Source organism: Mesorhizobium sp. M1409 (genome assembly GCF_040317535.1).
In the GTDB taxonomy this organism is placed as follows: Bacteria; Pseudomonadota; Alphaproteobacteria; order Rhizobiales; family Rhizobiaceae; genus Mesorhizobium.
The window spans coordinates 19,307-29,194 of sequence record NZ_JAMYKV010000064.1 but is presented as its reverse complement, the minus strand read 5'-3'; the positions used below and the strand labels follow the sequence as shown (position 1 = coordinate 29,194).

Here is a 9,888-nt window from a genome sequence, read left to right as displayed (position 1 = left end):
ATGATGTCGGATTCCTTCATGATCAGAAGGTCTTCGCCATTGAGCTTGACTTCGGTGCCCGACCACTTGCCGAACAGGATGCGGTTGCCGGCCTTGACGTCCAGGGGGACCAGCTTGCCAGCTTCGTCACGGGCGCCCGAGCCAACAGCAATGATCTCGCCTTCCTGCGGCTTTTCCTTTGCCGTGTCCGGGATGATGATCCCGCCAGCGGTCTTGGATTCGGACTCGACGCGGCGAACGACCACGCGGTCATGCAGCGGCCGGAAATTCGACTTTGCCATTTTTGGATTGTCCCTGGTGCGGAGGTTGAACGGTTGCCCGTTGCCGGAGCGTCGTTAGCACTCGACAGTGGCGAGTGCTAACGTGGCGGTGAGATAGTCTGTAAGCTCATACTAGTCAAGACGGAAGAGGGACGGGCGAAGAGCAAAAATCGCGTGGCTCTGCGAGCGCAAGACGCCCTCGCTGTTCGTGACTGCCTGTGACGGGCCTTAACACGCAAGCAAGTTGTAACGGGCTTGCAAAATTCGCAGAGCTTGGCCACAACGCGCTTCGCTAAATGGCCGGAGCACGGAGAGAACATGGTTTTCCGACTGAAGGAGCTGCTCGGCAAAAGGTTTGATGAAGAGGTGCAATTCTTCAAAGGCTGGCAGAAGGACAAGAAGGGCGTAGGAGCCCTCATCCCCACTTCGATTTATGCGGCGCGCCGGATGGCAAGCGTGGTCAACCCGCGGTCCGGGATGCCGGTCCTGGAGCTTGGCGCGGGAACCGGCGTCATCACCAAGGCAATCCTGGAGAGGGGCATTAAACCGCATCAGTTGGTGTCGGTCGAATACTCCAGAAATTTCTACAACGGCCTGGTGCAACGCTTCCCGGGCGTGGACTTCAGATTGGGCAACGCATTTGCGCTGAATGAAGTTCTGGGTGAGCGCAAAGGTGAGTTCGATTGTGTCGTCAGTGCAGTTCCGCTGCTGAGCTTTCCTATGGAACAGCGCGTTGCCCTGGTTGAGGATTTGCTTGCCCGCATTCCTGCCGGTCGGCCGGTAATTCAAATCACCTATGGGCCTCTGTCGCCGGTGATCAAGATGCCCGACCGCTACGTGGTTTCCCACTATGACTTCGTCGTCCGCAACATACCACCGGCACAGCTCTGGACCTATCGACGAGCAGTCTAGCCAAATCCGGCACCCGAAGGGCCGACTGCGCTGAGGTGTATGCAATCAGGCCCCATGTGAAATTGCCATCAGTGCGCTTTCATGTTTGCTGGGTCTATGCTGGATCGGCTCTCGAATAGAAGCCTACTTCTCCACTTTGTCGAAAAAAGCTAGAACAGCGGTTGGCGGGATCTTTTCGGAAAAGAGGAAGGTCGCTGGATCCAGTTTCAATGCCTTGGCGATCGCGGCAATCGTATCCACGCTGATGTTGCCGCTCGCGCGTTCCAGTTTCGTGAATGTCGCCTCCGCCACGCCGATGAGTTCGGCCATCTCATAACGGTGCAAAGTACGTCGTTGTCGCTGAAAATCGATGATGCGCGCCAGCCGCTTGCGGATCGCATTGTCGTCCAACCGATGCGCCCAATCCGGAACTTTCTTACTGCCGGCGAGCAGTCCTGCGAAAGACACTTGCAAGCCGTTTGCCATGATCTGTAGCGTCGTCAATGTGACATTATTTTTCTGACGCACAGTCTGAATGTAGGTTCGATAGGCCAGTTTTTCGCCCTCGGGGGTTCGAAACAGTTCGGCCATGTGCATATGGGATAAGCCGCGTCTGGCTCTCTCCCGCTCGAGCGTCAGGGCAATGTTGGCGCGCAACGGGTTGTTGACCACGCCTCCGTCGTCTCGTTTCATAAATCGATGTAGTCGCACAAAGCCTGCCTTTTCGATCTGTCCTTTTTCGCGCGGATCATCCATAGTAAACTATCAATCCGCAGCGAGGAAAAGGCTATGACCATACTCAAATTCCTATTGGGGGGTGCCGTCGCCATGGCGGGCGCCGCAGCTCTTCCATCCCAATCAAAAGCGTCGGAATGGGGCTGTCAGGTCCTCCTATGTCTTTCCGGCGACTGGCAAGGCACCCCCTCGTGCCACCAGCCAATTTACAGGTTGATTGCGGCGATGGAAGCCCCGGGTTTTAATTGGCCGATCTGTCCGCAAGCCAACTCCAGCGCGGCGAGATTTGAGAAATATGAGGATTGTCCGTCTGGCTGGGAAGCAGTTGGCAGCTCCGAATTCGATCGGCCGGGCTTAGGTCAAGAACAAAACATCTGCCGCATCGCGGCCGATAGGCTCTCCTTGCCCGTCGTTTTCAAAAACAACGCCCTCAGCAGGCATCATGGAGACGGATCACGTCAGGTCCAAATCGAAATCGACGGTAAGGTGGTTGCGGCAAAAATCCAGACCGCGGGGAACGATCGAGGGCATTCCGTCGGTAATGGCCCCACCTACGTCACCATCCCTCGACCGATACGCGGACAGCCCTGGTTCATCGAGTATGATGACGCGAACGGTGTGCGCCAGAAAAGCTGGTTCAATCTCAACATGCCATGAGCCAGGCGATCACGCAGGACGACGTACTATGGGATCGCAATTCAGGGAGGTCTGTAGTGTTCAAAGCGCTTCTCCTGTCCACTGTGATTTTGAACACAGGCGCAGTGTTGACGGCGGCTGGTCAGAGCGACAAGCCGCGATCAAGCGTGGACAATCCTATGTGGCCCGCTTCACTGAAATGGGACTGCAAGACCGCCGCCAAAATCGTGTGTGAGCGTGACGGCAGTTGCACAGTGGCCGAGGACCATACTAGGTTTGTGCTGAACTATGGCAGCAACGAAGCTGAGTTCCCGGCCAGCAATGTCAGGATCAAACGGCACTATCAACAGACCGTGCAGGCAAGCCCTTTGCAGCAGGAAGTTAAAGTCGAACTGGCTGACAATCGCGTTCTTTGGCTGACGGCCGTGGATGCCAGCCGCACTTATTCGGAAGCCTGGGTCGGCGCAATGAGCGAGTTGAAGGGCGGCGCGGTACTCATGGAATCCGAGGGCGTCTATTGTATGCCGCACAAGTGAGTGAGCCGAGAGGGAAGGCGAGCGAAAACCGATATGTTCTGACCTCGAGCGCCAGCCACCGGCGTTTCAGAAAAGTCCGGCATAACCGTCTTCCCGGTCTAGTTTCATCAGACGATCAGCCGTCGACTCCTGCGCAGCGGCGTCCTGACCCATCACGGCCAGCGCAGCGAACAGCCCAACAGATTTCCTCATCCAAGTCCCTCACGCCAAGGACCAAGAACGTTTTGCCTTGCCTGGCGAGAGCTGGGTGAGGGTGGTCAGGAGGTCTTGCTAAATAACATGACTAACCTATCAACAATGAAACGAACATTCCATGACGGTGCTCGAGCGCATCGTGGTGGTGGGGCTGGCGGCCTGCCCTGACCGCAACGATCGGCAATCTGCCGGAAGCGTATCCGGGCGGACAAGTCGCGCGAGGCGGGCGCTTGGGCCTGCTCGGCAATCGCGACATCATGGATACGCCGTTCAACACAGGCAGCTACACGGCGCAAACGATCGAGGATCAGGGCGCACGCACGATGGCCGACGTGATGATCAATGATCGTTCCGTACGGAGCACCCATTCAACCGGCGGGATATTGGATTCCTTCTACATTGGCGGCTTTCCGATAAATGAAGGAAATTTTGCCGAGGTCGCGTTCGATGCTGTGTTCGGGGTCGCGCCGACCTATCGCTTGTTCACCGATTATATCGAGCGATCGAGGTTCTCAAAGGACCGGTGGCGCTCCTTTATGGCATCGCGCCGAACAGCAGTCTCGGGGGGGTACGCACGCCGATATCTTGCGGACCAACACGGCGATTGCGGCGCTCGAGCGGATGGGATTGGTCCGGCTCGACCCGATTGGTCTTGGTTTGGAGACCGACAGCCAAGGCCGTGCGGTCGGCACATCCGGGCGCCCGACCGACAGCATTTTCGTCAGCGGGCCACTGGCGCGCGGCAGCGTCGGCGAACTGATGGGAATTCCCGAAGTCACCGCACATGCCGAGCGCATCGCCGCCGAAATTCACCAATGGTTGGGATACCAAACGGCGTTGCGTCGCAAGGCTTCGTGAAGCTGTGATTGGCATGAGTCTATTCAGATGACACTGACGGAACGCATCGCCAGGATTGAAAGCGCCTTCGAGGTTTATGAAAGCGCCATTGGTCGCAGTGCCGCTCCTGGCGCTTTTCGCGTTTGTCGCCGACGCCGCCGAAGTCGCCCAAGTTCAGGTGGAGAGACTGCGCGTTTTGAGCGGAGTACGGTCTTCGGAGTTGGCTTCTCTGAGAGCACCGAACTAGTCTAGGCGACGAGCTTGGCTGCGTGTGCCTTCAACTACTGTTGGCTTCTAACAACTCCAATCGGATGTCAGGGGGGTGACGCCTCTGAAAATTTGTCGATAACTGTGAGTTCGGATTTTGACGATCTTCACCATGAAGCGATGAGCTGCAATTTCTAGCGACGGCCGCGCTAGGGACGGGCCTCCAGCACCATGTTGAACGGCGTCTCCGTGGCGCGACGGAATCGCTTGAAGCCGCCGCCGGTCACCACCTTGCGTAGCCTCGCCTCGCCGGCCTGGGCGCCAAGCCCGAGCCCGACTTCCTGCGACAGGGATGCGGGCGTGCACACGAACGTGGAAGCGGCATAGTAAACGCGTCCGACGGGATTGAGGTTCGCCGCTAGATGATCATGCGCGAACGGCTCGACGATCATCCACGTGCCATCCGGCTTGAGCGACCCGTGGACATGGGTGGCGGCGCCCGCCGGGTCGCCCATGTCGTGAAGGCAATCGAAAAAAGCGACGAGGTCATAGGTGCCGGGATAGGTCTTGGCGGCCGCGACCTCGAAGCGCGTGTTGGCGCCGACGCCGGCTTCCTCGGCGGCCTTGCGGGCGCGCTCGATCGAAGGGGCGTGATAATCGAAGCCGAAGAAGCGCGAATTGGGGAAAGCACGTGCCATGAGCACCGTCGATGCGCCATGACCGCATCCGACATCCGCGACCTCCACGCCGCGTTCGAGCTTCTCGACTACGCCCTCCAGGGCCGGCAGCCAGGAGTCGATCAGATTGGCATTATAGCCTGGACGGAAGAACCGCTCCGTGCCGCGAAACAGACACGCGCTATGATCGTGCCATGCAACGCCCTTGCCGGACTGGAACGCTTGCCTCACCTTTTCTTCATCGAGCCACAGCGCGGATAGGAACTCGAATGCGCCAGCCATGAAGGCCGGGCTATTTTCATCGGCGAACACCAGCTCCTGCTCGGCGTTGAGATAGAACTGGTCGTTGGCTTCATCGTAGTCGACGTAGCCCGCCGCCGCCTGCCCGGAAAGCCATTCCCTTACAAGGCGCTCCTGGGTACCGGTGCGTGTCGAAAGTTCGGCGGCCGTCATCTTGCCGCCTTCGCGCAATGCCTTGAACAGGCCGAGTCTGTCGCCCAGCAAGACTCCCGCGCCCGTAGCGATCGCACCGAGATCGCCGACCATTTTCCCCAAGAATGCGTCCAACTTTTCCTGACTCGCTTCAGACATCGGAATCTCCCTTTGGGCTCGATCTCTCCCAGTAAAAGCCTCGCAAGGGGAGAAGAATGGCGAAATTGGAGCCCGGGCCCATCCTTTGGCGTCCACGCGCGGGCCGACCACCATAATGGCGGGTTCGGCCGAAAGCAGCTTCTTCGCCGCTGCCTCGACTTGGTCGATCGATGAGGGCGGCGCGGCACTGGTGTAGCCGATGCCAAGACCCGACAAGCCTGGCTGCAATCGAACTGGAGGAATCCAGATTGTTGGTAGCATAGGTGCCGATCAGATATTTCTTGCTCGCTTTTAGCTCGGCCTCTGTCGGCCCTGTTTCCGCCAACTCCCTGATCACGTGGCGTATCAGACCGAGCGTCTCGGCCGCCCTGTCGGCGCGCGTCGCCGTGGTCACGACAAGCGCATTGGAATGCTGGTGGTCTTTCAGGCTGGAATGGATACCGTAAGCAAGGCCGCGCTTTTCGCGCACTTCCTGGAACAGACGCGAGGTAAATGGCAAGCCTCTGAGTATTTTGCTTATCAGCTGTGCGGCTTAGAATTCCGGGTCGCTGCGTCCGATGCCGGGAAAAACCAGCTGCAGCGAAGTCTGCGGCGGGTCGTAGGCGACCAATTACGCCGGCCGAGCTCGGGGCGACATCGGCCACCGGGGCGATCGCCTGCTTCTGAGGCAAATCGCCGACCACCTCGTGGAGCCTTTCACCCAGGCCTTTGGCATCAATGTCGCCGACGACCGCGACGTGCAGCCCGTCACGGGCGAAAGCGGCCTTGTGGAGGGCGCCTAGATCGGCCGGCGTTGTGCCGGCGAGGCTCTCCTTGGTGCCCCTCGTCCGGCCTCGAATAAGGATGCGTGCCGTAGATTCTGCGCCGCCATGCAAGCTCGGCGATCGCGTGGGGGTCGCGCTCATTGGCGATGATGCTGGCGAGAATGTTGGCGCGGATGCGGTGGACCGGCTCCTGGTCGAAGCGGGGGCTGTTAGCCGCGAGCCTGAGCAGATCGAAGGCGGCGTCCTTCCGTTTGGACAGCATGCGCATCTAGCCATAAATGCCGTCGCGCTGCGCGTCGAAGCTCATCTCGGCCCCGGCATGGTCAACCGTCACCTGGAAGGGATCGCTGTCGAGATCGCCGGCGCCCTCGTCGAACAGGCCGGTCATCAAATTGGCCAGTCCCTCCTTGCCAGCCGAGTCGTGCGTGGTGCCGCCGTCGAAGACGAAGCGGATGGCTCCGGTCGTGGTGACGGGACGGACGATAAGCAAGGTTCGGGGCGAAGTGATTTGTTCCGCGGCGGCGGTAAGTTGTGGTGAGGTGATCATGCGACGTCTTCTTTGGTCGGGCACGTGTTTGCGGATGATCGTGCATGTACCGTGCCAATTGAGAAAACCATTTATACGCAGTCTGGTAGATCTGACTCTGCTACGTTGCGTATCCGACATTGTCGGAAATTGGACAGCGCCGAACGCGAAGCGGCTCGGGGCTTGTGACGATGCTTGCGCGTGCTGCTGCGGAGGGGATATGAATGCGCCTCGAACTGGCGCGAGGCCTTCGAGGATGCCGGATTACTTAGCAAGGAGAAGTTGCTGGCGGACGACCGCCCATTTGAACCGTTTAAACGAAAATCCACCCCTTTAACGTCCCAAGATGCAATCTCCCCGCTCTCGAAGGCGAGAGAGTGGCAAGGCACAAGCAGGAGCGACATTCCTATTTTTGGCAGATCAGGATATTTTACTTAGCTTCTACAACTTAAAGTTGCATAACGCATATTATAGAGCTCGGTGGCGGTTTTCTAGCTGTTGCTTTTTCTCTCCTGCCGCAGCTTACGAAGTTGTGGATTTTCTCAGTAAACTGCGGGGGTTTGAACCATGGTGTCAGAGTCGGAAACGACAGCACATCGCCATGCTGTTGGGGGCGTCCACCGCATCGAGTAGGGCTGAGCATGAGAGGGAAGGCGGATAGCCGAAGCGTGACAGTGCGATGACCCGAAAGCCTCGCCAAGCCGATCCCCCGATGAGCGAACCTCGGCCCAACCTACTCGGACTCCAGAGCGAAAAGAGCGCGTGCGGCGGAGCGACTTGCGAGGAAAATGGAAATGGCGCCTCGGCATGACTGACTCCGACTGCCTGAGCTGCCTTGGCGCCGGCATCGCCTTTCAGTGCGCGCAAGGGGAGCGTTCCGGTGGCCAGTGCTGCCTTGCTGGAACGAGCAGGTGGGCTGTTCTAGCAACACGTTGAGTGCCCGGGCCGCCAACAATGAACAAATGCGCAGGAACGCTCGATCCGGCGCCTTCGGCAGGCCTGAGACCCTACAACCTGTGCAAGTGCACAGGTAGCGAAGAGCGTGCAGGTTCGAGCACAATGGGCGTTGGCGCAATTTCCATGCCGACCACCAACGGAGATATCTGCGATGACCAGCAACATGCGGCTAATGAAAGCGAGCGAGATTCCCGCCTTCGTCGACAAGGTGATCGAGGCTGGCTGCGATATCTGCGCGGTCGGTCACTTAGGCTACTCACTGGGCGATGTTGACGGGAAGGTACCCTGGCGCAAGGTAAAACGAATCGTGGAAGAGTTTGGCGATCGTGATCACCTGCTACCGGAGATCGTTGCCTATCTTCACTCGATTGGTCGGTACATAGAACTCTCGTCGTCGACAAACGAGGGCCGGAGACCGCACAAAACAGGCACTCGAAGTCGCAACGAATAAAGGACGGATCGGATACGATTGTCGAAGCCGGCTCCTCACCGACAGTCACGAGCTGAACTTTGGGACGGGTATCGACGCCAATGAGCTGTGGTTTGCCCAACAGGGCAATACCCTCGTCTTCTCGTACTGGCCGCCGCGGGAAAGGGTCGGTCAATGACTGTTCGCCGGGCAATGTCATCGAAACTATCAAGTCCGGCGACGGCAAGTGCTTAGCCATTCCGACGTGGCAACTCTGGTCGCGGCCATGGCTGGTGCTTGCGGCCAGGCTCTCGCCCTCGGCCGGCAAGGAAGCGATCCTCAGGATCGATGTCGCGGGAGAAGCGGCGCGCGGTCCTCTCCTTTCCGATCTTGCCGCCACCATCCCGGGCTCGTTCCGCCTCATCCACTGGCGGCATCGACCATGTCCAGCGGCAGCCGGTCGGAAGCCTGTTCCTCGGTGTCCCCACCAGCGCGGGCCATGTGCGGCATGTCATCGATTTTCTGACGGGCCGCGGCGCCCGGGTGGAGGTACTCGGCTATGTCGCCGATAATGATTGAACTGCTTTTCCGCTCGCTCTGGGAAACGTTGCTGATGACTGCCGCCTCCGGCTTCATCTCATTGGTGGCCGGCCTGCCGATCGGGCTGGCGCTCGTCGCCACCGATCTCGGCGGCATCGCCGAGCAGCTTTGGGCGAATCGCGTCCTCGGCGCCGTGATCAACGGCTTCCGGTCGGTCCCCTTCATTATCCTGTTGGTTGCGCTGATCCCGGTAACGCGGCTGGTCGTCGGCATCCCTTGGCGGGAGGGGCTTTGCCGTCATCAACAATGCGGCGGACCGCTCTCTCCACGCCAGAACGCCATGATCCGCAAAACGGCGCTGGCGGCAGTTCAACGTTGAAAAGCAAAGGCCTCGCGCCAGCATCCGGCCACCCGATGCCCCGCCGGCAAGAGGTCCGCGCCGCCGTCCTGGACGAGCTTCCCGCCCTTGGAAAGTTAGGCGTTCCCTGCCGGCGGTATCGAAGCGCTTTCGCCGAACTCCTCGACTTCTATTGATCGGATTGCCGATATATTCTGCCACACGCGGGCGTTTTTCTCGCCAAGCGAAACCGCGACGACCTTGATGGGGAACCGCGCCAGCAGGGTGGGCGCATCTCGCGCCAAGTCCAGTGCCACCGACCATGCGAGATGCCGATAGTTGACGCGTCTGTCAGTTCGCGCGGCCATATTCATTCTGGTGCCGATCTGTTGCCTTTTCTGCTTTTCCCATCCGTTTTAGGCCGAGCCATTTGTGGAGGGGGCGGTCAATAGTCGAACGGACGAAAAGGGTTCTAAGTATAGTGGGTGGGAAGTCTTGAAACGAGCCACCCGTGTCGAGGAGAGGCTCGTTTTAGCTATTTTGCAGAGAATGGCCGGGAAGCAGAGCCGCTAGCCAAGACACTTCCGGATGCGTCCAACGCCTTTACGGTGATGTTGTAGAAATGGGTTCCCCTGTCGGGGCATGGCCCGTTGTATCGGAACGTTCCGTACGGCAGCAACGTTTGCCCTTTGTAAGCAACGGTCCCGCTGCCGTGGTTATAGGCAGAACTGCTATCCGTCATCGTGATCTGGAGTTTTGCCGTACCTTGAGGAACGCCCGACAATGTTAT

General features: G+C 59.0%; 13 protein-coding genes and 2 pseudogenes. 8 read left to right on the top strand and 7 right to left on the bottom strand.

What is annotated here, in order from left to right; all coding sequences use genetic code 11:
* Positions 1-281 (bottom strand): co-chaperone GroES (locus NKG99_RS31480; RefSeq protein ID WP_352873151.1); only part of this gene is annotated, 281 nt, incomplete at its 3' end.
* A gap of 297 nt (positions 282-578) precedes the next feature.
* On the opposite strand from NKG99_RS31480, the gene pmtA reads away from it, so the two are divergent.
* The gene (gene pmtA / locus NKG99_RS31475; protein WP_352873150.1) at positions 579-1,172 is read left to right on the top strand and encodes a phospholipid N-methyltransferase PmtA; all 594 of its coding nucleotides are present in this window, start codon (positions 579-581) and stop codon (positions 1,170-1,172) included.
* A gap of 123 nt (positions 1,173-1,295) precedes the next feature.
* Here pmtA and NKG99_RS31470 read toward each other — a convergent pair whose 3' ends face one another.
* Positions 1,296-1,907 carry a helix-turn-helix domain-containing protein gene (locus NKG99_RS31470; protein WP_352873149.1) on the bottom strand — a complete coding sequence of 204 codons (612 nt, stop codon included), beginning with the start codon at positions 1,905-1,907 and terminating at the stop codon, positions 1,296-1,298.
* A 33-nt stretch (positions 1,908-1,940) separates the two neighbouring features.
* Here NKG99_RS31470 and NKG99_RS31465 point away from each other — a divergent pair, with 33 nt between their 5' ends.
* From NKG99_RS31465 to NKG99_RS31450, 4 genes and pseudogenes are all read left to right on the top strand, one after another.
* Positions 1,941-2,543: a hypothetical protein gene (locus tag NKG99_RS31465; RefSeq protein ID WP_352873148.1), complete on the top strand. Its 603-nt coding sequence runs from the start codon at positions 1,941-1,943 to the stop codon at positions 2,541-2,543.
* A 56-nt stretch (positions 2,544-2,599) separates the two neighbouring features.
* Positions 2,600-3,058 carry a hypothetical protein gene (locus NKG99_RS31460; RefSeq protein WP_352594230.1) on the top strand — a complete coding sequence of 153 codons (459 nt, stop codon included), beginning with the start codon at positions 2,600-2,602 and terminating at the stop codon, positions 3,056-3,058.
* A 452-nt stretch (positions 3,059-3,510) separates the two neighbouring features.
* Positions 3,511-3,821: pseudogene (locus NKG99_RS31455) on the top strand (TonB-dependent receptor plug domain-containing protein); the annotation flags it as partial.
* A gap of 17 nt (positions 3,822-3,838) precedes the next feature.
* Positions 3,839-4,111: a hypothetical protein gene (locus tag NKG99_RS31450; protein WP_352873154.1), complete on the top strand. Its 273-nt coding sequence runs from the start codon at positions 3,839-3,841 to the stop codon at positions 4,109-4,111.
* Positions 4,112-4,506: 395 nt separating this feature from the next.
* Here the strand turns inward: NKG99_RS31450 and NKG99_RS31445 are convergent, their stop codons facing one another.
* The 4 genes from NKG99_RS31445 to NKG99_RS31430 all read right to left on the bottom strand — a co-directional run bounded on the left by NKG99_RS31445 (position 4,507) and on the right by NKG99_RS31430 (position 6,876).
* Entirely contained in the window at positions 4,507-5,565 is a 1,059-nt protein-coding gene (locus NKG99_RS31445; RefSeq protein ID WP_352873147.1) for a class I SAM-dependent methyltransferase, read from the bottom strand.
* The gene (locus NKG99_RS31440) at positions 5,558-6,034 is read right to left on the bottom strand and encodes an insulinase family protein (RefSeq protein ID WP_352873146.1); all 477 of its coding nucleotides are present in this window, start codon (positions 6,032-6,034) and stop codon (positions 5,558-5,560) included. The genes NKG99_RS31445 and NKG99_RS31440 overlap by 8 nt, the downstream gene beginning before the upstream one ends.
* 278 nt (positions 6,035-6,312) lie before the next feature.
* Positions 6,313-6,597, bottom strand: coding sequence for a hypothetical protein (locus tag NKG99_RS31435; RefSeq protein WP_352873145.1), 285 nt, complete (start codon positions 6,595-6,597; stop codon positions 6,313-6,315).
* Positions 6,598-6,876, bottom strand: a complete 279-nt coding sequence (locus NKG99_RS31430) for a hypothetical protein (protein WP_352873144.1) — start codon at positions 6,874-6,876, stop codon at positions 6,598-6,600. It abuts the gene before it with no gap.
* Positions 6,877-7,963: 1,087 nt separating this feature from the next.
* Here NKG99_RS31430 and NKG99_RS31425 point away from each other — a divergent pair.
* The 3 genes and pseudogenes from NKG99_RS31425 to NKG99_RS31415 all read left to right on the top strand — a co-directional run.
* The gene (locus NKG99_RS31425; protein WP_352873143.1) at positions 7,964-8,263 is read left to right on the top strand and encodes a Y4lK-related protein; all 300 of its coding nucleotides are present in this window, start codon (positions 7,964-7,966) and stop codon (positions 8,261-8,263) included.
* A 306-nt stretch (positions 8,264-8,569) separates the two neighbouring features.
* On the top strand, positions 8,570-8,800 hold the full coding sequence (locus NKG99_RS31420; RefSeq protein WP_352873142.1) for an NIL domain-containing protein: 231 nt from the start codon (positions 8,570-8,572) through the stop codon (positions 8,798-8,800).
* A pseudogene (locus NKG99_RS31415) lies at positions 8,781-9,032 on the top strand (ABC transporter permease family protein); the annotation flags it as partial. The gene NKG99_RS31420 and the pseudogene NKG99_RS31415, both read left to right, overlap by 20 nt.
* Positions 9,033-9,235: 203 nt before the next feature.
* Here NKG99_RS31415 and NKG99_RS31410 read toward each other — a convergent pair.
* A complete protein-coding gene (locus tag NKG99_RS31410) occupies positions 9,236-9,472 on the bottom strand; it encodes a hypothetical protein (RefSeq protein WP_352873141.1) in 237 nt (78 codons plus the stop codon).
* Between the last annotated feature and the right edge of the window lie 416 nt (positions 9,473-9,888).

Bases quoted from the DNA above. Each gene is read 5' to 3' on its own strand.
- pmtA (WP_352873150.1), top strand. From the start codon at position 579: ATGGTTTTCCGACTGAAGGAGCTGCTCGGCAAAAGGTTTGATGAAGAG.
- NKG99_RS31430 (WP_352873144.1), bottom strand. From the start codon at position 6,876: ATGATCACCTCACCACAACTTACCGCCGCCGCGGAACAAATCACTTCG.
- NKG99_RS31425 (WP_352873143.1), top strand. From the start codon at position 7,964: ATGACCAGCAACATGCGGCTAATGAAAGCGAGCGAGATTCCCGCCTTC.
- NKG99_RS31420 (WP_352873142.1), top strand. From the start codon at position 8,570: ATGTCGCGGGAGAAGCGGCGCGCGGTCCTCTCCTTTCCGATCTTGCCG.
- NKG99_RS31445 (WP_352873147.1), bottom strand. From the start codon at position 5,565: ATGTCTGAAGCGAGTCAGGAAAAGTTGGACGCATTCTTGGGGAAAATG.
- NKG99_RS31470 (WP_352873149.1), bottom strand. From the start codon at position 1,907: ATGGATGATCCGCGCGAAAAAGGACAGATCGAAAAGGCAGGCTTTGTG.
- NKG99_RS31410 (WP_352873141.1), bottom strand. From the start codon at position 9,472: ATGAATATGGCCGCGCGAACTGACAGACGCGTCAACTATCGGCATCTC.
- NKG99_RS31435 (WP_352873145.1), bottom strand. From the start codon at position 6,597: ATGCGCATGCTGTCCAAACGGAAGGACGCCGCCTTCGATCTGCTCAGG.
- NKG99_RS31465 (WP_352873148.1), top strand. From the start codon at position 1,941: ATGACCATACTCAAATTCCTATTGGGGGGTGCCGTCGCCATGGCGGGC.